This is a genomic window from Rhodoferax potami, from assembly GCF_032193765.1.
Taxonomy (GTDB): domain Bacteria; phylum Pseudomonadota; class Gammaproteobacteria; order Burkholderiales; family Burkholderiaceae_C; genus Allorhodoferax; species Allorhodoferax potami.
Genome location: NZ_JAVBIJ010000001.1, coordinates 819,696 through 844,249 on the forward strand (window position 1 = coordinate 819,696; position 24,554 = coordinate 844,249).

General features: G+C 63.2%; 17 protein-coding genes. 6 read left to right on the plus strand and 11 right to left on the minus strand.

Annotation, left to right across the window (positions count from 1 at the left end):
• Positions 1–69: 69 nt before the first annotated feature.
• A complete protein-coding gene (locus RAE21_RS03940; RefSeq protein WP_313880241.1) occupies positions 70–1,068 on the minus strand; it encodes a transglutaminase family protein in 999 nt (332 codons plus the stop codon).
• Positions 1,068–3,713 carry a circularly permuted type 2 ATP-grasp protein gene (locus tag RAE21_RS03945; protein ID WP_313880242.1) on the minus strand — a complete coding sequence of 882 codons (2,646 nt, stop codon included), beginning with the start codon at positions 3,711–3,713 and terminating at the stop codon, positions 1,068–1,070. The genes RAE21_RS03940 and RAE21_RS03945 overlap by 1 nt, the downstream gene beginning before the upstream one ends.
• Before the next feature lie 77 nt (positions 3,714–3,790).
• On the opposite strand from RAE21_RS03945, the gene RAE21_RS03950 reads away from it, so the two are divergent.
• Positions 3,791–4,411: a flavin reductase family protein gene (locus RAE21_RS03950; protein ID WP_313880243.1), complete on the plus strand. Its 621-nt coding sequence runs from the start codon at positions 3,791–3,793 to the stop codon at positions 4,409–4,411.
• A gap of 90 nt (positions 4,412–4,501) precedes the next feature.
• On the opposite strand, the gene RAE21_RS03955 is transcribed toward RAE21_RS03950, so the two are convergent.
• The 4 genes from RAE21_RS03955 to RAE21_RS03970 all read right to left on the minus strand — a co-directional run bounded on the left by RAE21_RS03955 (position 4,502) and on the right by RAE21_RS03970 (position 10,418).
• Positions 4,502–4,807 carry a high-potential iron-sulfur protein gene (locus RAE21_RS03955; protein WP_313880244.1) on the minus strand — a complete coding sequence of 102 codons (306 nt, stop codon included), beginning with the start codon at positions 4,805–4,807 and terminating at the stop codon, positions 4,502–4,504.
• A 131-nt stretch (positions 4,808–4,938) separates the two neighbouring features.
• Complete coding sequence (locus RAE21_RS03960; RefSeq protein WP_313880245.1) at positions 4,939–5,646, minus strand: P-loop NTPase family protein; 708 nt, start codon at positions 5,644–5,646, stop codon at positions 4,939–4,941.
• A gap of 33 nt (positions 5,647–5,679) precedes the next feature.
• Positions 5,680–6,771, minus strand: coding sequence for an AbrB family transcriptional regulator (locus RAE21_RS03965; protein ID WP_313880246.1), 1,092 nt, complete (start codon positions 6,769–6,771; stop codon positions 5,680–5,682).
• 41 nt (positions 6,772–6,812) lie between these two features.
• Entirely contained in the window at positions 6,813–10,418 is a 3,606-nt protein-coding gene (locus RAE21_RS03970) for a transglutaminase family protein (RefSeq protein WP_313880247.1), read from the minus strand.
• 159 nt (positions 10,419–10,577) lie between these two features.
• Between RAE21_RS03970 and RAE21_RS03975 the strand changes: the two genes are divergently transcribed.
• From RAE21_RS03975 to RAE21_RS03990, 4 genes are all read left to right on the plus strand, one after another.
• Positions 10,578–13,088 (plus strand): DNA internalization-related competence protein ComEC/Rec2, encoded by a 2,511-nt coding sequence (locus RAE21_RS03975; RefSeq protein WP_313880248.1) that lies wholly within the window; start codon positions 10,578–10,580, stop codon positions 13,086–13,088.
• Positions 13,089–13,147: 59 nt separating this feature from the next.
• Positions 13,148–14,674, plus strand: coding sequence for a circularly permuted type 2 ATP-grasp protein (locus RAE21_RS03980; RefSeq protein ID WP_313880249.1), 1,527 nt, complete (start codon positions 13,148–13,150; stop codon positions 14,672–14,674).
• Positions 14,675–14,692: 18 nt separating this feature from the next.
• Positions 14,693–15,649 (plus strand): alpha-E domain-containing protein, encoded by a 957-nt coding sequence (locus RAE21_RS03985; protein ID WP_313873442.1) that lies wholly within the window; start codon positions 14,693–14,695, stop codon positions 15,647–15,649.
• Between the two features lie 88 nt (positions 15,650–15,737).
• A complete protein-coding gene (locus RAE21_RS03990) occupies positions 15,738–16,607 on the plus strand; it encodes an HDOD domain-containing protein (protein WP_313873441.1) in 870 nt (289 codons plus the stop codon).
• A gap of 24 nt (positions 16,608–16,631) precedes the next feature.
• Here the strand turns inward: RAE21_RS03990 and RAE21_RS03995 are convergent, their stop codons facing one another.
• A complete protein-coding gene (locus RAE21_RS03995; protein WP_313880250.1) occupies positions 16,632–18,029 on the minus strand; it encodes an SPOR domain-containing protein in 1,398 nt (465 codons plus the stop codon).
• 3 nt (positions 18,030–18,032) lie between these two features.
• Positions 18,033–19,082 carry a lytic murein transglycosylase B gene (mltB, locus tag RAE21_RS04000; protein WP_313880251.1) on the minus strand — a complete coding sequence of 350 codons (1,050 nt, stop codon included), beginning with the start codon at positions 19,080–19,082 and terminating at the stop codon, positions 18,033–18,035.
• A 199-nt stretch (positions 19,083–19,281) separates the two neighbouring features.
• Between mltB and RAE21_RS04005 the strand changes: the two genes are divergently transcribed.
• Positions 19,282–20,625, plus strand: coding sequence for a DUF945 family protein (locus tag RAE21_RS04005; RefSeq protein ID WP_313880252.1), 1,344 nt, complete (start codon positions 19,282–19,284; stop codon positions 20,623–20,625).
• Positions 20,626–20,628: 3 nt separating this feature from the next.
• On the opposite strand, the gene RAE21_RS04010 is transcribed toward RAE21_RS04005, so the two are convergent.
• From RAE21_RS04010 to RAE21_RS04020, 3 genes are read right to left on the minus strand one after another with little or no spacing between them, the layout of a single operon-like run.
• A complete protein-coding gene (locus RAE21_RS04010) occupies positions 20,629–22,626 on the minus strand; it encodes a transglutaminase TgpA family protein (protein WP_313880253.1) in 1,998 nt (665 codons plus the stop codon).
• Positions 22,627–22,633: 7 nt separating this feature from the next.
• The gene (locus tag RAE21_RS04015; RefSeq protein ID WP_313880254.1) at positions 22,634–23,623 is read right to left on the minus strand and encodes a DUF58 domain-containing protein; all 990 of its coding nucleotides are present in this window, start codon (positions 23,621–23,623) and stop codon (positions 22,634–22,636) included.
• Positions 23,623–24,543, minus strand: coding sequence for an AAA family ATPase (locus tag RAE21_RS04020; RefSeq protein WP_313880255.1), 921 nt, complete (start codon positions 24,541–24,543; stop codon positions 23,623–23,625). Before RAE21_RS04020 ends, RAE21_RS04015 begins: the two co-directional genes overlap by 1 nt.
• Positions 24,544–24,554 lie beyond the last annotated feature (11 nt).

The window sequence follows — 24,554 nt, forward strand, 5'->3', positions numbered from 1 at the left end:
TAGCTATCAAAAGTATAGCAATTCCGTAGCGGGCAAAACGTCTCCACCGGATGGCAGTCGCTTTGTTTATTACGACTGCGACTGCGATTGAGACATGCCCGCCGCAGGGCCTTGCGTTTGGGTTTGGATCTGCGGCGCCTCATTATGCGCAGGGGCCGCAGCTGGTGGGCGGTCAGTGCGGATCTCTTCGACGGTGACACCCACCGTCAGCGTGTGCCGTGACCCGCCATGGATGACGCCCCGCAGCGGCGACACATCGCCAAAATCCCGCCCGGTTGCCACGGTGACATAGTCGACCCCGGGGGCGTGCCAGCCCCAGCGGTTGTTGGTCGGGTCGAAATCCACCCAGCGCTCACCCTCAGGGAGGTCCGGCACATAGATGCTCACCCAAGCGTGGGACGCGTCGCTCCCGATGAGCTTGACTTGTCCGGGCGCAGGCTGGGTCAACAGATAGCCGCTGACATAGCGGGCAGGCAGCCCCATGCTGCGCCAGCAGGCCAGCATGATGTGGGCAAAGTCCTGGCAGACGCCTTTGCGCTGCTCTAGGGCTTGCAGTGCCGGGGTGTTGATCTGGGTGCTGTGGGACTCGTAGGTGAAGTCGGTATGGATCCGCTCCATCAGGTCGCAGGCTACTGCGATCAGGCTGCTGCCGGCGACAAAGCTCGGGCGCGCATAGCCCGAGAACTCCAGCTGCCGCGGCACAAACGGGCTGGCAAATACAAACTCTGCAGCAGCCTCGTAAGCCGCACCGGCCTGAAAGCGCAGCCGGTCCCGCAGGGTCTCCCAGGGCAAACTGCTCTCCGGGCTGATGTGCTCGCGGGTAGACACCAGACTGCAAGCCCGCACCTGCAAGACGCTATGGGGTATCTGCAGTGAGAAAAAACAGCGCTGGTTACCGAACACATCCGCTGCGCTGCGCTGCTGGGCCGGCTGCGGGTTGATGATCAGGCTGTGGCTCAGCACATGCTGGCTGCCATGGGCGCGCGGCTCCAGATAGGCCACATGCTGCGCCGTCTCGACGGCGGGCTGGTAGTCGTAGCGGGTTTCGTGGGTGACTTGCAGCAGCATCAGGTACCCACGCTTTGTTTGGTTTCGCCCGAGTGGGTGAAATAGGTGGTGCTGATGTCCTCAGAAACCGTGTAAGCGGCTTGGCATAGGGACTTGAGGAGCCTCCGCAGCGGGCCCATCACCGGCCCATCGGCCGGGCTTTCACACAGAGTGGCCAAGTCCCAGCGGTCAGGCGATGGCACTTGCAAGCTCATTTCGCTGAGTTCATGGGCGGGGCTCTGGGCGAGTTTGGCCAGGCGGCCCCGCAGCGTGTGAGCGACCCACGCCAGTGAGCGCGGGTTGTCGCGGTCCAGCACCAGCAGGTCGATGAGCGCCGCTACATCGCGGCTCTGCTGGTACTGGGCATGAAACGTGATGGTGCTGTCAAATAAGCCGAGCAAGGCCTCAAACCCACCATCAGTGTCGACGGCGCCGGTCTCCAGTGACTGGTCCAGGGCAGTGGCCAGAAAATTCAGCCGTTCCACATGCCGGCCGATGCTCAGCAGGCGCCAGCCATCGTCCCGGGTCATGCGGTCGGTTTGGGCGCCGGTGATGGCGGCCAAGTGGTCACTGGCGTCTTTGAGAATCCGCAGGGCCTGGTTGGGTGCGTAGTCGCCTTGCGCGGCCAATTGGGCGCAACGCTGGAAAACCTCTTCCTCGGCCCGTACGATGGTGGCCCAGTGCTCCTGGGACAAGCGTTCGCGCACCGTGGCGGCTGCCATCTTCAAAGCGCGCATGTTGTAGCCCACGCCGGTCGCGCCATCGGGCGAGGCCAGGCTGGCGATGATGGAGCGCTCAAAAACGCGCCGCGCTTGCACCGCAGACGGCACCCCGGGGAGGACCAGCGTGTTGATTTGCGCCAGCTGCGTGAGCCATTGCAGCAAAGGCGTGCTGGACTGCTCTTCGCCGCCGAGGTATTCCAGCGCCAGGCGGGCCAGGCGGATGGTGTTGTCAGCCCGCTCGGTATAGCGACCCAACCAATACAGGTTTTCTGCAGCGCGGCTGGTGACCAAACGCTTGCGCTGGGCCAACACGGCAGGGGTGAGGGTGGTGGGCAGCAGCGTGGTGGTGTCGACCTCGCCACGGGTGAGCGCCCAGACGTCGGCGCTGCTGCCGCCGCGTTGCATCGAGGCAATGTCCGTGCTCGTGCCCGCCACCCGGGCCAGGCCGCCGGGCAGTACCTGCCAGGCCGGTTGGCCTTGGGCGTTGCGGCCGGCAGACACGGCGAACACCCGAAGCATGACGGAGCGAGCCTCCATGCCTGCTGATCCACCTTTACCGTCGGCAGGGTTACGCCAAGTCGGCATTTGCGACAGGGGCATATAAGCCTGCACCGTATGCTCTTCGCTTTGGCGCACGATGCGGCCGGCCAAGCGGTCCAATGCGCTTTGCTGCAAGGTGTGGCCCAGCATCGCGTCAAAGCTGGGGTGGATGCTGGAGCCGGGGTAGGTCGGCTTGATGGTGCGCTCGCCGAGCAAGGGCAGGGCGGCTTCCATGGCGCTGCGCTCGCCGCACCACCAGGTAGGCAAGGCCGGGAGACTCAAGCGCTCACCCAGCAAGGCTTGGGCGATGGCCGGCAGAAAGCCCAGCAGCGCGGGCGACTCTAAAAACGCAGAACCGGGGGTGTTGGCCACCAGCACGTTGCCGGCGCGTATCGCTTGCAACAGGCCCGGCACACCCAGGGTGGAGTCGGGCCGCAGCTCCAGCGGGTCGAGGTACTGGTCGTCCACCCGCTTGAGCAGGCCGTGTACCGGCACCAGGCCACGCAGGGTCTTGAGGTAAAGGCGCTCATCGCGCACCAGGAGGTCGCTGCCTTCGACCAGACTCAGGCCGAGGTAGCGGGCCAGGTAAGCGTGCTCAAAATAGGTTTCGTTGTAAGGGCCGGGTGTCAGCAGGGCGATATGGGCCTGGGCACCAGCGGGGCTGGCGTTTTTCAGGCTGTCCATCAGGGCGCGGTAAGTGCTGGCCAAGCGCTGTACCTTGAGCGCCTGAAACGCCTGCGGGAACTGCCGGGACACGGCAAGCCGGTTTTCCAGTAAGTAGCCAAGCCCGCTCGGTGCCTGGCACCGCTGGCTCACTACCCACCAATTGCCGTCCGGCCCGCGGGCGAGATCAAAGGCTGCCACATGCAGGTGTACCCCGCCCACCGGCTGCACGCCGGCCATGGGACGCAAGTAGCCGGGGTGGCCGTGCACCAGAGCGGGCGGCAAAAGACCCTGCTGCAAGAGCTGCTGCGGGCCGTAGACATCGGCCATGACTGCTTCCAGCAGTTGCATGCGCTGTTGCACGCCTGCCTCGATATGGGCCCAATCCGGTGCATCAACGATCAGCGGAAACAAGTCTAGCGACCAGGGGCGTTGGGGGCCTTCGGCGTCGGCATACACGTTGTAGGTGACGCCGTTGTCACGGATCTGTCGCTGAAGGCTGGCAATATGCTGGTCGAGTGCAGCCTCGCTGCTGCCCTCCATATTGTTAAAGAATTGCCGCCACACGCTCGTCAAATGTGCGTCGGTAGCTCCTGAATTGATAGCGCCACGGAGTTCGTCAAAATGGCTTTCATGGGCGCGGCAGGCGCGCGCGAAGCGCAGTACGTCGGCTGCGCTTTCGGTGCTGGGGTCGGGGCGGGATTCGTCAGGATGTGTCACTGTGACCAAGTATGCCAGCAAGGGCTGATTTCTTCGGTCTGCAAGCAATCACTATGCCGGTCATACTTTCGGCCAAGCCCACTCGCCGGATATACCCCATGACTGTTGACTTCCATTTTTACGAGCCCCGCTTGGGGCATGGTTTGCCCCACGATCCCTTCAATGCCATCGTGGGCCCCCGGCCCATCGGCTGGATTTCGAGCCGTAGCGCGGATGGTGTGCTGAATCTTGCGCCCTACAGTTTTTTCAATGCGTTCAACTATGTGCCGCCCATCGTGGGGTTTTCGAGCATTGGCTACAAAGACACGGTACGCAACATCGAGGCCACCGGCGAGTTTGTCTGGAATTTGGTCACCCGGCCGCTGGCGGAAGCCATGAACCAGACCTGTGCGCCCGTCGGCCCGGAGGTCGATGAATTTGCCTTGGCAGGCCTGACGCCCGTGAACTCCACCCTGGTGCAAGTGCCCCGAGTGCTGGAGTGCCCCGTCAGCTTTGAGTGCCGCTGCACCCAAGTCGTTCAGCTACAAACGGCAGCTGGTGCTGCGGTGCCCAGTTGGTTGGTCTTGGGCGAGGTGGTCGGGGTGCACCTGGACCGGCGCTTGCTGGTGGACGGGGTCTACGACACCGCTGCGGCCGGGCATGTGCTGCGCGGCGGCGGGCCGGCGGATTACTTCAGCGTGGGGCCTGAGCAACTTTTCAAGATGTTCCGGCCCCAATAAAAAAGCCACCGGCAACACGAGTTGCGGTGGCTGTCGGCTGCAGCCTCAAGGGCTGCCGCGATGGGCGCAGCCCTTAGGCTACAAAAACAATCAGGCCTTTTTGGCCCACGCGCTGCACCAGCCCTTGCCGGCGACTTGCTTGCCTGCAAACAAGGGGCAGCCACCAGCGGCGTCTGCAGCTTTGCCCTGGTAGAGCGCGCAGTTGTTGCACAGTTGGCCGGCGGCGTATTTGGGGAACTTGGCTTTGTCCACCTTGGTGGCGTCTGCCTTGTAGCCGAGTGCACCGGCCTGGGCGTCGGTCTCAGCCAACATGGGGCCTGCTGCTTGAACCTGGCTTGCCAGCAGCGCGGTGCTGCCGAGCGCGACTTGAACGATAAATTCGCGACGTTGTGTCATGGCTTGGTTTCCTAGGGTGAAAGACATGCCCGCACGATAGCGGGGCATGCCTGGATTGTTATGAAATCCCAAGCCCGAGCACTTGATCTTCATCAATACCCGGCTAAAGCACTCCAGTGTTGGCGGGTGTTTCAACCCAGCGGCAGGGCATCGAAGGTGCTGTAACAGTTTTTGAGCCACGTTTTCACACGCTGGCGCTCCAGCATGCCCAGCGCATCGTCCCCCTCTTTGCGGTGAACTGCCGCCCAAAAGCTGGCGTTTTGCCGGTCGATCTTGCGCATGCTGGCCTCGTGCAGCTGGGGCAAGGTGGTGATGTGACCGCCCAGTGCCACCGCTTTTTTGAGCGCTGCGGACTCCTCGAGTTGCGAGAAGTCGCTGCCGCGGCCCAGGTTTTTCACCACGATGTAGTTCGGCCCGGCGCCGTAAGTGGCAACCAAGCGGTCCAACAGGTCGACAGAGTCTCTGCCGGCATCCGCCACATGCCAGAAATTCACCGTGACGCCCATGCTAGCCATCAGCGAAACCAGGTCGGAGTCTTTGACCCAGCGGGCCAGCGGAGCGGCTGTTTGCGCGGCCAGATCGACGATCACATTCGGTGGCGGGCCTTCGGTGGGCTCTTCCTCGTAGACCGCGGCTACAAGGTCTAAGCCCTCGTAGGTGTCCACCACCACCGGCGACGCGAAGTCGCTGTAAAACCGGGTGAAGGAGGTGTGGGAGCGGTCGGTGTCAAAACCCGTGAAGGCGCGGCCCTTGTCAATAAAGTACTGGGCCAAAACGCGCGCCAGCACCGATTTGCCGACGCCGCCTTTTTCGCCGCCGATGAAGTTGATAGAGGGCATAAAAATCCTGGTTGAGTTGAAAAAAGAAACGCGTCAGGCCGCACTGCGGCTTGTGAGTCGTTGCACCAGCCAGCGCGAGAGGCGCGGGCCCAGCAGCAACACCATGAAAAAACGGACCATTTGCATGGCCATGACAAAACCTGCATCAACCGCGCTGCCCACCGCAATCACCGCCACCGAGTCCGCGCCGCCGGGGCTGGTGGCCAGGTACGCGGTGAGTGGGGCAACGCCCGCAAAAAACATGAGGCCGCCGGCAATCAGCAAACCGAGCACGATCAGGGCAAAGATGGCGATTAGCACCCGCGGCAACACACGCCAAGCGTGCTCCAGAATTTCGCGGTTGAAGCGCAGCCCTATGCCCCAGCCCAGCGCGGCATATGCAAGGGCCAGCAGTGGGCCCGGCAGTTCCAGCTTCCAGGGGCTGAGGTTGTCCATCGCCAGTGCCAGCACCATGGGGATGAGCAAAGGGCCACCGGGGAATGTGAGGATGCGGCCCAGCCAGGCAGCAAGCAGTACCAGCACAAGAGTCAGCCCGGCATGCAAGGGGTTCTGGATGTGCAACCAATGGGCCAGCTGGACATCCCAACCGGGTACGACGTGTTCGGGGGAGGCCGCAACGCCTGTTGCAAGATGAGCCACCAGCGAAGCAATCGCCGTGACCATGGCAACTCGCAGGTACTGCATGAATGCCACCAAGCGGGTGTCTGCACCGAAATCGCCCGCCATGAGCACCATGGCGGAGGCCGCGCCCGGTGCCAGGCCCCAGATGGCTGTGCTGCCCGGCAGCAAACCGCTGCGCATCAGCCAGTAACCCAGCAGCGCGCTGGCCGCCATGACCGCAAAAGCAAGCCCTAGAAACAGCGGCCATTCGCCGGCCACGCGTTGCAGCACCTCGAAATGCAGGCTGTGCGCCATCAGGCAGGCGATCACCGACTGGCCAATGGCAAACAGCGGTGCGGGGACCTGCACATTCATGTCCTGCGTGGCAAGCAGGACACCGGCCAGCATGCAACCCAGCAACATGCCCGCTGGCACACCCATGAGCAGAAAAGCTGCACTGGCCAGCGCGCTGCACAGCAGCAACGCCGGCCCGTGCAGCCGGGGCTGCTGGCGGAGGAATGACATTCGCATCAGCAGATTAGATGCGAACCGTGTGACGCTGCAGATCAGTTCCTGCGCATGTCTTTGGTGAACGGGAACTCTTTGCTGCCCGGCACATGAATGGTGGCCGGGGGAATGACCAGCGTGCCGGGGGTGTGGCCCAAGCCACTAAAGCGCGAGAGGCGGCGGCTTTCGGCCTCGTAGCTGTTGACCGGGAAGGTGTCGTAATTGCGCCCGCCGGGGTGGGCCACAAAGTACTGGCAACCACCCAGCGAGCGCTTCATCCAGGTGTCCACAATGTCAAAGGTCAGCGGGGCATGCACACCGATAGTGGGGTGCAGGCTGCTCGGCGGGTTCCAGGCCTTGTAGCGCACGGCGGCTACAAATTCGCCCACTGTGCCGGTGCTCGTCATGGGCAGGGCTTCGCCGTTGCAGGTGACCACATAGCGGCTCTCGTTGAGGCCAGTCACCCGCACCTCCAGGCGCTCCAGGCTGGAGTCCACATAGCGGGCGGTTCCGCTTGCGGAACTTTCTTCGCCCATCACATGCCAAGGCTCCAGCGCGTTGCGCAGGGTCATCTCCACACCCATGCTCTTGACCGAGCCGACCATCGGGAAGCGGAACTCGTAGTGCGGGGCGAACCAGCTGGTGTCGAACGCATAGCCGGCGGCATTCATGTCGGCAATCACATCATCAAAGTCCATTTTGATGAAGGTGGGCAGCATGTAGCGGTCGTGCAGCTCGGTGCCCCAGCGGGTGACGGGTGCCTTGTAGGGCGTCTTCCAGAAGCGGGCCACCAGCGCCCGCAGCAGGAGCTGCTGCACGCTGCTCATGTGCGGGTGGGGCGGCATCTCAAACGCACGCAATTCCAGCAAGCCCAGGCGGCCGGTGGATGAATCCGGCGAGTACATCTTGTCGATGGAAAACTCGCTTCGGTGGGTGTTGCCGGTCACGTCAATCAGGATGTTGCGCAGCGTGCGGTCCACCAACCACGGTGGCATGCTCTGGCCGTACAGCTCGCGGTTCTTGTAGATCTGCTCGATGGCGATTTCCAGCTCATAGAGTTGGTCGTTGCGGGCTTCGTCCACGCGCGGGGCCTGGCTGGTCGGGCCCACAAACATGCCGCTGAACAGGTAGCTCAAGGACGGGTGGTTGTGCCAGTACAGCAGCAGGCTGGCCAGCAGCTCGGGTTTGCGCAAAAACGGGCTGTCTGCGGGGGTAGCGCCACCCATCACAAAGTGGTTGCCGCCGCCGGTGCCGGTGTGGCGGCCGTCGGTCATGAACTTCTCGGCAGACAGGCGCGACTCGAAGGCTGCGTTGTACAAAAACTCGGTGTTGTAGACCAGTTCTTTCCAGTTGGTGACCGGGTGCACGTTGACCTCGATCACGCCGGGGTCCGGGGTGACTTGCAGAAGCTTCAAGCGTGGGTCGCGGGGGGGCGGGTAGCCTTCTAGCACGACTTGCATCTTGAGCTCGGTGGCCGTCGCCTCGATGGCGGCCAGCAGGTCCAGGTAGTCTTCCAGTCGCTCCAGGGGTGGCATGAAGATATACATCACGCCCGATTTGGAGCCTACAGCCTCGGCCTTGGGGCCGCTGGCGCGGCGCGGGTCGCGCACTTCCACGCACAGCGCGGTGCGCGTGATCCAGTGGGCGGACTCAAAGCGGTTCGGTGCCTCGGCATACATCGCCGGCTCAGGCTGCTTGGCGCTTTGGGCGTTGGTGCTCACGCTGGTGTCGCCGGTGCTCTTGGCGGTTTGCATTTTGCGGTCGGCTTCTGGCACGGCGAGGTTGCCGGCGAGATAGGGCGTGCCGTTGGGCGATACGCTGCCAGCGGGGGTGCCCATTGTTCCCCGTTCGCCTTGGGCGCGGCTAAGGGCTGCTTCCGGCTCCGCCCGAACGGAGCTTGTGGGGTTTGTTGCATAGCGCTGTGCAAAGGCTGCGTGCGCAGGCAGCGCGCCCCGGTCCACGGTCGGGTCGCGTTCCACCAGATACGGGTAGTCACCGTCGCTGACCCAGGGCAGGGAATCCAGTGGCAGGCGCAGGCCCATGGGCGAGTCGCCGGGCATGAGGTACATGCGCTCGTCGCGGAAGAACCAAGGGCCGGTGGTCCACCACGGGCCGGAGAGGCTTGGGTTGCTGCCCTTGCCGTTCAGGCGCGGGCCATCCCCCACTTTCAGAGGCAGCACATAGCCCACCACCGAGTCCAGCTTTTGCTCGAACACGCGGCGCAGGCGGGCGCGTTCCATCTCGTCGTCGAGCTTGCTGTTGAAGGGGTCCACATTCACCGGCAGGCGACGCTCGCGCCACAGGTAGTACCAGGTGTCTTCATAGCCGGCCTGCACGTACTTGTCGGTCAGGCCCAGCTTGCCGGCCAGGGTGCGGATGAAATAGCCCGCGTCTTCGGCGGTGTAGTGGGTGGGCTTGCGCTCGTCGGTGAACAAGGCGGGGTTGTTCCACACCTTTTGTTTGTCCGCACGCCAGTAAATGTTGAGCGCCCAGCGGGGCAGCTGCTCGCCGGGGTACCACTTGCCCTGGCCGAAGTGCAGAAAGCCGCCTTGGCCGTATTCGTCGCGCAGTTTGTGCACCAGTTCGGTGGCAAAGCCACGTTTGGTGGGGCCCAGAGCGTCGGTGTTCCACTCGGGCGCGTCGCGGTCGTTCACCGCCACAAAGGTGGGCTCGCCCCCCATGGTCAGGCGCACATCGCCGGCCACGAGTTCGGCGTCCACCGCGTCGCCCAGGCTCATGACCTCGGCCCACTGCTCGGGGGTGTAAGGCTTGGTGACGCGGGGGGATTCGTACATGCGGGTGACCTGCATGTGGTGGGCAAATTCCACCTCGCACTTGTCCACGCCGCCTTCAATCGGGGCCGCGCCGCTGGGCTGCGGGGTGCAGGCCAGCGGGATGTGGCCTTCGCCGGCCAGCAGGCCGCTGGTCGCGTCCAGCCCGACCCAGCCCGCGCCGGGCAAATACACCTCGCACCAGGCGTGCAGGTCGGTGAAGTCCACCTCCGTGCCGCTGGGGCCGTCCAGGGATTTGACGTCCGGTGCCAGCTGAATCAGGTAGCCCGAGACAAAGCGTGCTGCCAGCCCGCAGTGGCGCAGCAATTGCACCAACAACCAGCCAGAGTCGCGACACGAGCCGCTGGCCAGCGTCAGGGTTTCTTCCGGTGTTTGCACACCGGGCTCCATGCGGATGGTGTAGCTGACTGCCTTGTGCACCAGCTGGTTGATGTAGACCAGAAAGTCGATGGTGCGGCGTTCCTTGAGGTCGATGGCCGCCAGGAATTTTTTGAATGCCGGGGTCAGCGGCTCGGCCACGAGGTAGGGAGCCAGCTCCTCGCCCAGTAGCTTGTCGTACTTGAAGGGGAAGTTCTCGGCTGTGGGTTCCAGGAAGAAGTCAAAGGGGTTGTACACCGCCATTTCGACCACCAGATCGACCGTGACTTTGAACTCTTGGGTTTTCTCGGGGAACACCAGGCGGGCCTGGTAGTTGGCATACGGGTCCTGCTGCCAGTTGACGAAATGGGTGCTGGGCTCGACCTTGAGCGAGTAGGAAATGATTTTGCTGCGGCAGTGCGGGGCAGGGCGCAGGCGGATCACTTGGGGGCCGAGATTGACCAGACGGTCGTACGAGTAGTGGGTAACGTGGTTCAGCGCTGCGTGAATGGACATGGGCCGGTCTCGGTAGATCTCACAGGGGACGCCGTGCAGCGGTTGCCGCACAGGCCCCATACTAACAATCGGGTTTGACAGGCTTTTAAAGCAAGGTCCGCGCCAGTGCTGCCGCAGTAGATGATTTTTCGGCGCACTGTGCGCGGTTAGCATGGTTACATGTACGCCACCGCACTCCGCCTTGCCGTCTGGCCCCGCACTGGCGGTGCTGTGGGGTTGGGGCTGATGGCGGGGATGGCGTTGCAGTTGCAGCAAGCCACGTTGTCAGCGCCTGCGGTTTATGCGGCGTTTGTGCTACTAGCCCTCGTGGGATATGCGTGGGTTGCTAGCAAAAAGATAGTGGGGCTGTGGCGTCATGGTGTGGCAGGCTTGTCCGCAGTGGCGCTGGCTTGGGGGGTGACCGGCTTGCGTGCTGTGCTGTTCATGAGTCAAGCGCTAGCCCCAGCGCTGGAGGGGCGCGACATTCTCGTGACCGGCGTCGTTGCAGATATGCCCCAAGCCACCGAATCGGGGCTCCGTTTCCGGCTACGGGTAGATGCGGGCGAGAGCGGGGCGGGGGTTGCGCTCTTGGATGGCACACCGGTGTCTGTGCCCCGTTTGCTGGACGTGGGGTGGTACACCACCGGCTTCAACCTCCAGACCCAAACACCGGAGCTGCAGCGCACACCGCCTGCTTTGAGAGCCGGCCAGCGCTGGCAGTTGCCTTTGCGGCTGAAGGCGCCGCACGGCGGCATCAATCCCCATGGTTTTGACTACGAGCTGTACCTGTGGACCCAAGGTGTGCAGGCCACCGGCTATGTCCGTGCCACGGTGAGCAGCCCGGTGCCACTGCTGATGGAGCAGACCACGGCCGCGCCTGTGGCACAACTGCGCCAGTGGGTCCGTGACCGGATACAAACCCGGGTCACAGACCCTCGCTCGGCCGGCTTGCTCACCGCGCTGGTGGTGGGGGATCAACGGGCTATTGAGCGTTCGGATTGGGATGTGTTCCGCGCCACAGGGATCAGTCACCTCGTGAGCATTTCGGGTCTGCATATCACGATGTTTGCCTGGGCGGCCACCTGGCTGGTCCGGCGGGGCTGGCGCACATCGGCGCGTTTGTGCCAATGGGTGCCCGCGTCCCACGCGGCGTGGGGCATGGGCTTGTTGTTGGCTACGGCATATGCGGTGTTTTCCGGTTGGGGCGTGCCGGCACAGCGCACCTGCCTGATGCTGGCGATGGTGGTGCTCTTGCGATTGCAGGGCGCCAGATGGCCTTGGCCCTGGGTGGCACTGTGGGCTGCAGTAGGCGTGCTGCTGTGGGACCCTTGGGCCATGTTGCAGCCGGGGTTCTGGCTTAGCTTTGTGGCCGTCATGCTGCTGTTTGCCGCAGGAGATGCTACCAATTCAGGAGCTGCTAGTGCAGGAGATACAAGGGCTGGAGGGCTAAAAGGCTCCACATTGGAGCGCGGCTGGGCCCGGCTCCGCGCAGGCGCGGTGGCGATGTGGCGGGAGCAGTGGCTGATTACCTTGGCCTTGGCGCCGCTGGTGCTGCTGTGGTTCGGGCAAGTGTCGTTGGTAGGGTTGCTGGCCAACGTGGTGGCGATTCCGTGGGTCACGCTGGTGGTGACTCCGCTGGGTTTGTTAGGGGTGGTTTGGCCCGCGCTCTGGACCGCGGCTACCGGCGCGGTCGTACTGCTTTACGCGGCGATGGATGCGCTTGCCGCCGTGCCCTACGCCGCGTTGAGCTTGCCCTTGCCGCCGCTGGTGCCGGGCGTTCTGGCGGCTTTGGGCGCTGCGCTTTTGTTAATGCCCTTGCCCCGTGCCTTGCGGATGGTGGGCTTGGTGCCGGTGTTGGCGCTGCTCCTGTGGCGCCCGCCCGTGCCGGAGCCCGGCGAGTTTTCTTTGCTCGCCGCCGATGTGGGGCAGGGCAATGCGGTGCTGGTGCAGACCGCGCGGCACGCCCTGCTGTTTGATGCGGGCCCACGCTACAGCCTCGAAAGTGACGCGGGCAACCGCGTCTTGCTGCCTCTGCTTAAAGCGCTCGATGTGCGGCTCGACACGGTGTTACTCAGCCACCGTGACATCGACCATGTCGGGGGAGCGCCTGCGGTGCTCATGATGCAGCCGCAGGCCGCCTTGCTGAGTTCGCTGGAGCCACAGCACACGCTGCAACAGCTGCGCGCGTCTCAGCGTTGTGAGTCGGGTATGCGTTGGCAATGGGACGGTGTGGACTTTGAGGTCTTGCACCCTGACGCTGCGGACTATGAGGCCGAGCCTGCCCCCAAAGCCAACGCGCTGTCGTGTGTGCTGCGCATCAGCAACGGGCGCCAAGCCGCGCTGCTCGCAGGCGACATTGAGGCGGCGCAAGAGCAGCGCTTGGTGGACGATCCGGCCATGCGGCCGCTGCTGCGGGCGGATGTGCTTTTGGTGCCGCACCACGGTAGCAAAACTTCCAGCACCGATGCGTTTTTGCGAGCAGTCCAGCCACGCCATGCACTGGTGCAGGCAGGCTACCGCAACCGCTACGGGCACCCTGCTGCGCCCGTCGTCGCGCGCTATGAGGCCTTAGGCACCCATTTGGTGTTATCGCCCCGTTGTGGTGCGGCGCGTTGGCACTCTGCAGAGCCCCAAAATGTGGCGTGTATGCGGGAAGACGAGCGGCATTATTGGGCCCATGATGTGCCATAGTGGTGCATCGGCGCTGTGGCCCGAAGTTTGCATAAGAGGTAATCAGAGAGGTCTTTTACATGCAGAAATTTGATGAGATGTACACCCAGCTCCCTTATGAATTTTTCAGCAAGGGCAGCCAGATAAGAGACCACTACAAGATTTACGACGAATGGCTCGCTCGCCAGCCCGGCGACATGATGGCCAAACGCCGTGAAGAAGCGGAAATGATCTTCCGCCGCGTGGGCATTACCTTCGCCGTGTACGGCGAAAAAGACGAGGACGGCTCCGGCACCGAGCGCCTGATCCCGTTTGACCTGATTCCCCGCATCATCCCGGCCCACGAGTGGTCCAACATGGAAAAAGGCTTGGTGCAGCGTGTCAATGCGCTGAACCGCTTTATCCACGACATCTACCACGACCAAGAGATTTTGAAAGCCGGCATCGTGCCGCGCGACCAGATTGAGGGCAACGCCCAGTTCCGCCCCGAGATGGTGGGTGTGGATGTTCCGCACCAGATTTACTCCCATATTTCCGGCATCGACATCGTGCGGGCACCCGACGCCAAGGGCAACGGCGAGTACTACGTGCTCGAAGACAACCTGCGCGTACCCAGCGGCGTGAGCTACATGCTGGAAGACCGCAAGATGATGATGCGGCTCTTCCCAGATCTGTTCAGCGCGCACCGCGTGGCGCCTGTGGCCCATTACCCCGACTTGCTGCTCGAGACCCTGCGCCAGAGCAGCCCCGCCACGACGGCCGAGCCCACCGTGGTGGTGCTCACCCCCGGCATGTACAACAGCGCCTACTTTGAGCACGCCTTCCTCGCCCAGCAAATGGGTGTGGAGCTGGTTGAGGGGCAGGACTTGTTTGTCAAAGACAACTTTGTCTACATGCGCACCACCCGCGGCCCACGCCGCGTAGATGTGATCTACCGCCGTGTGGACGACGACTTCCTGGACCCCACCGTCTTCCGCCCCACGTCCACGCTGGGTTGCGCCGGCCTCATCAACGCCTACCGCGCGGGCAATGTGACCATCTGCAACGCGGTGGGTACCGGTATTGCGGACGACAAGTCCATCTACCCCTATGTGCCCAAGATGATCGAGTTTTACCTCGGTGAGAAACCCATCTTGAACAACGTGCCCACCTATATGTGCCGTAACAAGGATGACCTGGCGTACACCTTGGCCAACTTGAAAGACCTGGTGGTGAAAGAAGTGCACGGTGCCGGCGGCTACGGCATGCTGGTGGGCCCGGCTGCCACCAAGGCCGAGATTGAAGACTTCCGCAAAGCGGTGCTGGCCAACCCCGCCGGCTATATCGCCCAGCCCACATTGAGCTTGTCGAGCTGCCCCACGTTTGTGGAAAGCGGCATCGCACCCCGCCATATCGACCTGCGCCCTTACGTGCTGTCTGGCAAGACCGTGCAGATGGTGCCAGGCGGATTGACCCGCGTGGCCCTGAAAGAAGGCTCGCTGGTCGTCAACAGCAGCCAGGGCGGCGGTACTAAAGATACCTGGATTCTGGAAGAAGACGTGCCTGCGGCTCCTGCCGCAACAGCCGCCACCCAGTCGCAATCCCAATCACAAACACAGTCAGCTTAAGGACGAGGAAACCTTTTTATGTTGTCACGCACCGCTGACCACCTGTTCTGGATGTCCCGCTACACCGAGCGGGCCGAAAACACCGCACGCATGCTGGATGTGAACTACCAGACATCGCTGCTCCCCCAATCCCAAGCCGTGGCCCAGATGGGTTGGCAAGGGCTGCTGTCCATCAGTGAGCTGCTGTATTCCTACAAGGAAAAGTACGGCGAAATTCAGGCTCGCGAGGTCATGGACTTCATGGTCAAGGACGAGAGCAATCCGTCCTCCATCATGTCCTGCCTGAGTGCTGCCCGCGAGAACGCGCGTGCGGTGCGCGGGGCGCTGACCACCGAGGTGTGGGAAACGCAAAACACCACTTGGCTCGAAGTCAAACGCATGATCAAGAGCGGAGACTTTGAGAAAGATCCTTCCCAGTTTTTTGAGTGGGTGAAGTTCCGCTCCCACCTCTCTCGCGGAGTGACGGTTGGCACCATGCTGATGGACGAGTCCTTGCACTTCATGCGCTTGGGCACCTTCCTGGAGCGGGCTGACAACACTGCGCGTTTGGTCGACGTGAAGTTTCACGCGGTGGAGAGCGACTTTTTCGGTGCTGCGAGCGAGAAGGATCAGGAGTACGACTTTTATCACTGGAGCGCCATTTTGCGTAGCGTGTCTGCATTTGAGATCTACCGCAAGGTGTACCGCGATGTCATCAAGCCCGAACGCGTGGCCGAGCTGTTGATTCTCAAGCCCGACATGCCCCGCTCGTTGCACGCCAGCCTGAACGAAGTAGTGGGTAACCTGGCTCTCGTGGCCAGCAATCCCGACAGCGAAACCCTGCGCCGCGCTGGCAAGCTGCGCTCGGAGCTGCAATACGGACGTATCGACGAGATTCTGGCCACCGGCCTGCACGCCTACCTGACCCAGTTCCTGGATCGGGTGAATGATCTGGGTGCGCATATCAGTCGCGAATTTCTGGTTCCAGTGACCTGAAGGACTAGTACAAACCCACAAAAAACGGCCCGCGAGGGCCGTTTTTTGTGGGGTGTGCTGAGCATAATGTTCAGAACAAGGAGCACCTATGCGCGTAGCCGATATTGACCGCGAGATTGAGACAGCGCGGGCCGAAGGGCCCCTGAAAGACATCGTCATTCAGCCTTGCCCGGCGCTGTTGTCCGACCTGCGGGTCGAGGTGAATCGCGAAGACCCGGAGCCCGCCACCATTGCCCGCATTGCTTCACGCGATGTGGCCATGGCTGCGGCGCTCATCAAGGTGGCCAACAGCCCCATTTACGCCCGCTCGCGTCCGGCGGCCACCGTGGCAGAAGCTGTTGCCTTGCTGGGCATTTCGCAAACCGTGTCGATCCTCACCGGCTTTTTGTTGCGCGAGACGATTCAGGTCAAGTCACCACTTTTGGAGCATTTTTGGGAAACCTCCACCCGCCGGGCCTATGCCATGGGCTATATCGCCCGGCAGATGTATGGCGTGAATGCGGACATAGCGCACACCTGCGGGCTGTTCTGTAATGTAGGTATTCCTGTCATGTTGCAAGGCATCAAGGGCTACGAGGCCACCTTATCCCACGCATTGGCCCAAACGGACAAAACGGTGACGGAGGTAGAGAACGAAGCCCACCGCACCGACCATGCGGTAGTGGGCGCCATCGTTGCCAAAACCTGGCGCCTCTCGCCCGATGTGGCCCACGCTGTGCGCCTCCACCACGATTTCACGGTGCTCAAAGACCACAATATTCCCGCCAAGGTGCGCACTTTGGTGGCCATGGCCTTGTTGGCTGAACACCTGGTGGCTTTGCATGAAGGAGTGCAGCAGCACCGTGAGTGGGACTTACACGGCGCGGAATGCTTGGCCCATTTGCATGTGAGCGAAGAAGAAATCGAGCACTGGCAAGACGCGCTGCACGAGCAGTTCACCGGCCCGGCCGGCTTCTAAACCACCCCGTCCCAGCCCGGCGGGCTAGGGTACGGGGGCGACGCGGGCTTCGAGTTCCAGGGCGCGGACTTTGTCGGCCGCGGCATCGGCTTCGGCCAGAGTATCGAAGGGGCCGACTTGCACACGGGTGCGATTGCCTTTGGGGAAGCGGATTTCCTTGCTCACCACGGGCAGCTCAGCGTCCATTAGTTTGACCAGCGCATTGCGTGCGTTGTTCGCATCGGCGAACAGACCCACATTCACCACGAAACGGTTGGCCTCGGGTACTTCTGCAGGTGCAGCGGCATCGGCAGCAGGGCGTGAAGTGACCTGAGTTGGCGGCCGTACCGGCGCAGACTGCCCTAGCGATGCGGCCACTTCGCGCGCAGCCAAGTCCGCAGCCGCCGAGCGCAAGGCCACCGGGGCGGGCCTAGGAGGGCTGGCGGCACTGGCGGCAGCAGCAGGTTTGGCAATGGCCGGCAATGCAGCAGACGCAGCAGGTAACACCCGTGGCGCTGATGCGGGGGCGAGTGGCGGTTTGGCGGGCGACGATGCGGCCGGCACCGGCGCGCTCGCGCTTGTCGAAACCGGCTTGCTGGCCGCAGCGCTTGCGGTCACAAGGGGCGGAGCTGCGAGTGCAGCAGCGCTGACGGTCGGGGCAGGGGCTGGAGCAGATGCGGGCAAGGATGCCGAGGCTGCGGCAGCAGTCGATGCTGATGTAGATGCCAATGCAGACGCGGGGGCCGATGGGGCAGATGCCGCAAACGCCGCCAAGGGTGCCGAGGCAGCAGCTTTGACACTGTCCGCGGCCGTGGCATCGATGGCCCGACCGCTGACGAAATTGCGGCCTTCAGACACCACCCCTACGGCTACGGGTGTTCCGGCAGGCAGGGGCTCAAACCCGGTGAACATGGCATACGACTGGGCTGCGATGGCGGCAACTACCAAGTTGCAGGCTGCGATGATGATCAGCCCTTTGCGGGTACTGGCCTCCTTACTGAGCTGCTCACAAGCTTCGGATACCGACTGGTTTTTGGTGAGGGCGGCCTGCACCCGCTGGCGCGTTGCCAGGTAATAGAGCGCATTGCCCCCGAGCCCGGGCACCACAAAGGCCAAGGCCCCCAACGCGGCGAGCAGGCCCCACTGCGTGCCTTCAGAAAACTGGAACACCAGCTTGCCGATACCGAACAGCAGCAAGGCCAGCGCGACGATGCTGCCGCTGTAGACCAAGGCTGCTTGCCACAGTCGGCGGAACAGAAGCCAGTTCAGGGTGTTGAGCGCGGCGGCCCAGTTCCAGCTCAGGCCAGGTCGGTCGGCTGCCTCATAGCGGGTGAAGCGGGGCAGGTAGTAGCCATTGCTGATATCCCCGATGGCCGCGCGGAACAGCGCAGTGGTCGAGTGTTCGTCCGTGTTGTCCAGTTCAGTGGTCGGGGCAGTGGCCATGGCTTATTTTGGCACGCCTGTCTGCGCCTGCAAGGCTTGGGCCACGGCCTGTCCGAGGTCAATCACCGCCATCGCGTAATAGCTGCTCCAGTTGTAGCGGGTGATGGCGTAAAAGTTTTCGGTGCCGGCCACATAGGTGGGGGCGTCTGCGCCATTTTGCAGTTCGACCAGCGCCAGAGGGCCAGGGTGGCTGAGGGCTGCGGCCGGGAGGATGACTCCTTTTTCCTGCATGGCGGCAGGGCTGAAGGTGGGCAATATGTCGGGCGCCATGAGGGTGGGCATATCGAGGCGGGCCACCTCAAATTGCACGGGGTAATGGGTGGGCATTCCCGGCTTCCATTTGAACGCCTGGAAATAATTGGCCACCGAGCCTATGACGTCCGCCTGGCTGTGAAACAGGTCGACCCGGCTGTCGTTGTCAAAGTCGATACCGTATTTCACCCAGCTCGAGGGCATGAACTGGGGCCAGCCCATGGCGCCTGCATAGCTGCCACGCAAGGCCGTGGGGTCAGTGCCGGTGCGTTGGGTGAGGCTGAGGTAGGCCTCCAGCTCACTCAAAAAATACGCTTGCCGGTCTGTTTTGCGGGGGTGTGCGTCTGGAAAGTCCAGTGCCAGGGTAGTGAGCGCATCGATCACCCGGTAGTTGCCCAGCTGCTGACCATAAATGGTTTCCACCCCGATGATGCCCACGATGATGCTGGCGGGCACACCGGTTTGCGCCTCAGCGCGTGCCAATGTTTCTTGGTTAGCGAGCCAGAACTTGACGCCTGCACGGATACGGATCGGCTCGACAAAGCGGCTGCGGTAGAGCGCCCAGTTTTTCGGAGTGCCCACGGCCGGTGGGGTAATAGCCCGGACCACCGAGGGCAACATGCGCGCCTTGGACAGGGTGCTGCGGACCCACTCTGCATCCAGGTTGCGGCGCTGTGCAATGTCATCGGCCAGCCGCATGACGTCGGCGCGATCACCGTAGGCGGTGCCTTCGGGCAGAGCCGGCTTCACGGCATTGCGAGCAGGCTTGCTTTTGGTGTGTTTTGGGTTGGATGCGGCCATGGCGCTTGCGCATGCCGCTATCAAAACAAGAGTAAACAGAGACTTTTGGAGGAACACGTGGGAACTTGGAGGTAAGAGGTTGGGGTCAGTGTAGCGAGTGGCAGGCAGGCCCTGCGTGGCACGGCGACAATCAAATGCTTTTGCGGGTCTCACCGAGGCCCTGCTGCGGGTAAACCAGGGGTTTGGAGCTGCTTGACTGATGCGTTCGTTTTCTAAAGTTCAATTGGGGGTGGGCGCGGTGGCGTTGGCCGCAACGGCTGCGTTGGCCGTGCCGTGGTATGCGGGCCTGACCCTCCGCGCGGAATTGCGCAGCCTGGCGGCTGCCCATGCGGAGGGCAATTTCCGGGTTGCGCGGCTGGAGCACGAGGCCGGCTGGTTGAATTCGCGGGGTAGCCTGGATCTGGAGTGGCGCAGCGACTGTGCAGCTGACCCCGACCAGCCCGCGGTGGTGCATGTGGAGTACACCGCCCGGCATGTGCCGGACCGCGCGAGCCTGACGCGGATTGATTGGTCGGCGGCCGTCGTCTCGGATCTCGGCCCCTCGGGTGAAGGCTTGCGCGCGGGCCGGTTGAGTGGCACCGGCAGTGCGGGTTACGACGGAGTGTTGCGTTCGGATATGCGCTTGCCGGAAATGCAATTCAAAGGAAAAGGCCAAAGCCTGGTGGCCGCAGCCTCCAGCGGTACGCTGGTGGTAGGTGGTTCTGCGGTGAAGCTGGGGTGGAGCATGCCGCGCATGGTCTTGCGTGGCAGCGGCGAGGTCTTGCAGGCGGAGCAGCTGAACTTGCATTTCGATGTGCAGAACCACGCAACCGGTATGGGCGCGCTTGCGCTGGATGTGGCGACTCTCAAAGGCGGGAGCTTCAACGCCCGGGGCTTGCACCTCAGCACCGAGACCCGGCAGCGCGCAGACCGCCTGGATATGCGGCTTACCCAATCGGTGAAAGAGCTGAAGGCCGCCGACATGGCGGTGGAAGACGTGGTATTGCAAGCGGATGTAACGAACTTGCATGCGCCGAGTGTCAATTCGGCCGGAGAAGTGTTGTCTGCGACCTGCGGCTTGCGCAGCCTGACGCCCGGTCAACGTGAAAAGATGCGGGATGCTGTGCAAGCCTTGCTGGTGTCTGGCGTCAGTGTCGGTATCACCAAGCTCCAAGCCCGCACCCGGGACGGCAGCCTGGACGCTGATGTAGCGCTCACGGTGGCGCCTGCCAAGGCCCGCGAACTCCAGCTCACTGAGCAGCTGTCCTCCCGGGGGAGTATTCAAATCCGGGGTGGGCTGATGCCACCGGACCAGAAAGAGTTTGCCGTGTCCTCGGGCTATGCGACGGCACTGCCCGATGGCGTCAAAGCGGGCTTCGACTACCGTGACGGCGTACTCAAATTCAACCAAAAGACGGCGGACAGCGCGCTACTGAACATGGGCCTGCAGCGCCTCGATAGGTGGCTGAATGCATTTTTCTCGGGCCAGAACCTGGAGTTGCCGCAAGAGGAAGAGCCTGCGGTCGCCCCCTCGGAGTTGCCGATTCCGGCCCCCGCTGTCTAGCCATCAGGGAGAGAGCCAGCGCATGGTGCGCAATTGCAGGCGTGCGGCGCGCAGCGCGCCCGCTGCATCGGTTTTGCCATAGCGGAGCGCTTCGAGTTGCAGCAACCACTGCACGGCCAGCGGGTTCGCCCTTGGGTCCGTTTGCAGCAACAGGGCCAATGCGCGGGGTGTACACCCGGGCGCCACCGGCAAGCCCGTAGCCTTGATCTGCTGGCGTGCGGTCTCCAGCGCTTGCAACCACGGGTCCCGGCGCAGGCGATTCCACCAGTTCCAGCCGGCGCCCGTGAGACTGGCCGCCACGATCAGGCCGATCAACACGGTGCTCAAGTCTTGCCAGTCCGGAGCGCTGAAGCCGAGGTTGCGCAGCAAATCCATTTGCTTGGCTTGGCTGTAGTTGAGCACCCACTGGTTCCAGCGGTTATTGGTGGCTTCCCACAGGGCCCGGAGGTTGAGGGTAAAGCCGGGGCTCACCGCGTTCAAGGCTTGGGCCAATACCCCGGGCTGGGGTGCCAGTCGCTGGAAGGTCCCGGTGCGGCCGGGCGATACGGCAGAGGTGGGGTCCACCCGCACCCAGCCGCGGCCAGCCATCCAGACCTCCGCCCATGCGTGGGCATCGCTTTGTCGCACGGTCCAGAAGCTGTCGACGTTGTTGACCTGGCCGCCTTGGTAGCCGGTGACGATGCGGGCCGGTACATCGAGTGCGCGCATCAGCAATACAAAGCTGGACGCAATGTGCTCGCAAAAGCCGGCCTTGCGGTCAAACCAGAACTCATCAGCCGTGTGGGTGCCATAGACCCCGGGCTCCAGCGTGTACTCATAGCCTCCGGTTCGCAGTTTGTCCATCACCGTATCGACCAAAGTCTGGGCACCTGCGGTGGCCAGACCTGGCTGGCGGCGCAGGTCGGCGGCGAGCTGCAGGGTGCGGGGATTGAAGCCGGGCGGCAGATCCAGGTAGTCCTGCAGGCCTACCGCCAGGCGGTTGGGCCCATGGCGGTACTCGAGGTAGCTGGTGGCGCGGTAGCGCACTAGGTCGGCAATCGGCTGGTTGGCCTGCCATTGCAGATCGGGGCCCATGCTTGCGCTGTAGCCCCGTATTTCCGGCGCTTGGGGTGTGGCGTCCAGCACCATCAGCCAGGGCCGGTTGTTGGCGGCCAGCGTGACTTGGTAGCTGTAGGCGGGGCCCTGCACCGCCAAATCCGGCTGCAGTTGCATGGGCTGGGGGAATGCCGAGCGAAGGGGGCGCCACTCCTTGCCGTCAAAGCTGGAGAACACCGGCCCGCGGAAATACATGTCGCGCTGGGGCGGTGTGTCGCCCTCAAAGCGGATGCGCATGGCAATGCTGTCGTCCAGGGCGAGGCTGGCAATCGTGCCGACCTGCATCTGCCCCGACAGGCCGCTGCGCCCGCTCATGGCATCGCCCGGCAAGCCCCACAGCGGGGCAATCCGCGGAAACAGCATGAAGAGTGTCGCCATGATGGGCGCGCCGGCGAGCGCCATCCAGGCTGCGGTGCGCGCTGCTTGCATCAAGGGCGGCCGCCCCACGGGCATGTGGCTGTTGACAAGCGCAGTGAGCAGGCCCAGGAGTGCCACGACCATGGCTGCTGCTGTCAACAGGCTTTGTGAAAAGAAGAAGTTGCTGAGCATGGTGAAAAAGCCCAGAAAGAAGATGACAAACGCATCTCTGCGGGCACGCATTTCCAGAGTTTTCAAGGCCAGTAACACGACGATAAAGGTCACCCCGGCATCCCGCCCCAGCAGGGTGCGATAGCTCATCCAGGTGCCGGCAGTCGCCAGCGCCAACAGCGCTAACAGCCACCAGCGCGAAGGCAGGGGGCGGCTCCCCCACGCCAGCACCCCGCGCCACAGCAACACCGCGCCGGCCATCAGGCTGCACCAAAGCGGCAGGCGATCGATTTGCGGCAGGATGACCCAGGCAATCACCCCCAACAGAAACAGGGTGTCGCGCGCGTCGCGGGGCAGGTGGTTCAAACGTTGCAGCATGTCGGGCTCAGGCGAGTGCCAGCGCTTGCAGGCAGTTTTTCTGGTGGGCAGGGCCGCTGTCAGGCTGCAGCTCGCGGCCGGCCAGGCGCATGCCGTAGCGCAAACCGCGGCTCTCTGCTTGCAGCACCCAGGCACACAGGCGGGACAGGGCTTGTTCGCGGGCTGCGCCGGCTGCACGGCTGCGCAAGCTTTGCTCAACGCTGGCAAGGTCCAGCCACAGCTCGAGGCGCTGGGCCTGCTGAGCATCGCGGCTGACCAAGTCATCGCTTTTGGCGGCTTTTTTCCAGACGATCAATTTCAGCGGGTCGCCCCGGCGGTAGGCGCGAACCCCGTCAAATTCGCCGGTAGTGTGGCGCTGGGCGGTGGGGGCGCCTCCGGTGCGGGGCTCCCCGGGGGGCAGGGGTGGCGGATGGGGCTCCGGCGCCGGGTAAATCAGCACTTGGGCGGCCGGGCGCCAAACCGTCCAGACCCGGAAGGTGCCCAGCGGAAAACGGGTTTCGGCCGTGAGTGTCGGGATCGGCTGCAGACCCCGGGTGTTGGCGACAAAACTGATGTGCACTTTGCTGCTGCCCTGGGGGCCGACATCGGCCCAGCTCCAGTGCCCGCTGCCCAAGGCCGCCAAGCCAATGCCATAGCGGGTGCGCTTGGACGGGTTGTTAAGTTGAATGCCCAATGGCACGCTAGTCCCCGCAAAACATGCGTCTGGCGCTATCAAATGCATAGTAAGACCTGTCAGCGTCCCGTGGCACACGTGGATGCCGATGATGGCTGCCCCCGTCAACATGAAGGTCAATAAATAGCCCAGATTGAGCTGGTAGTTGATGCTGGCAATGAGCAGCACCAGCAGCGTCAGCCCCAGCATCAGCCCCGGGCGGGTGGGCAGGATGTAGACGTTACGTTGCGTCAGCACTGCGCTGTCTTGGCGCGGCATGCGCGACTCGAACCACGCCTGAAAGCGCCGCCGCAGGCGCGTTATCGGGTTCCGGGTGGGGGTCATCAGGGCAGCGGCACTGCTTGCATCATGGCGCGCACCTGCTCTTCGGCGCCCCGGCCGGCATCGCCCACCGGGACCATGCGGTGTGCAACGGTTTGAGGCAGCACGGCCTGCACGTCGTCCGGCGCCACATAGTCGCGCCCACTAAGGAGGGCCTGCGCTTTGGCTGCGCGCAGCAAGGCAATACCTGCGCGTGGTGACAGGCCTTGCAAAAACCAACGCCCGCTGCGGGTGGCGGTGATCAGGTCTTGCACATAGTCCAGGAGCGGGTCTGCGGTGTGCACCGCCATCACGGCTTGTTGCAGCGTGGCCAGTTCATCGCCTGCCAGCAAGCTGGGCAAATGGTCGACCATGTTGCGGCGGTCTGAGCCCGCCAGCAGCGCGCGCTCGGCGGCCCTGTCGGGGTAGCCCAGGGAAATCCGCATCAAAAACCGGTCCAGCTGTGACTCGGGCAGGGCATAGGTACCCAGCTGATCCAAAGGGTTTTGGGTGGCGATTACGAAGAAGGGGCGGGGCAGGGCCCGGGTTTCTCCTTCGATCGTGACCTGTTTTTCTTCCATGGCCTCGAGCAAGGCGCTTTGGGTTTTGGGGCTGGCACGGTTGATTTCGTCAGCCAACAGCACTTGGGCAAACAAGGGGCCCGGATGAAAAACAAAGGCCTCCTTGGCGCGCTCGTAGACCGAGACGCCACTCAGGTCGCTGGGCATGAGGTCCGAGGTGAATTGCACCCGGGAGAACTGCAAGCCGAAAGTGCGTGACAGTGCGTGCGCAAGGGTGGTTTTGCCGACGCCGGGCACATCATCAATCAGCAGGTGGCCACCAGCCAAAAGGCAGGCTACGCAGTCACGGATCTGGTCGGGTTTGCCCACAATCACCGTGTTAAGCTGATTGAGCAGGGATCTGAGTTTGTCTTGGATGTCCATGGCAAGACGTT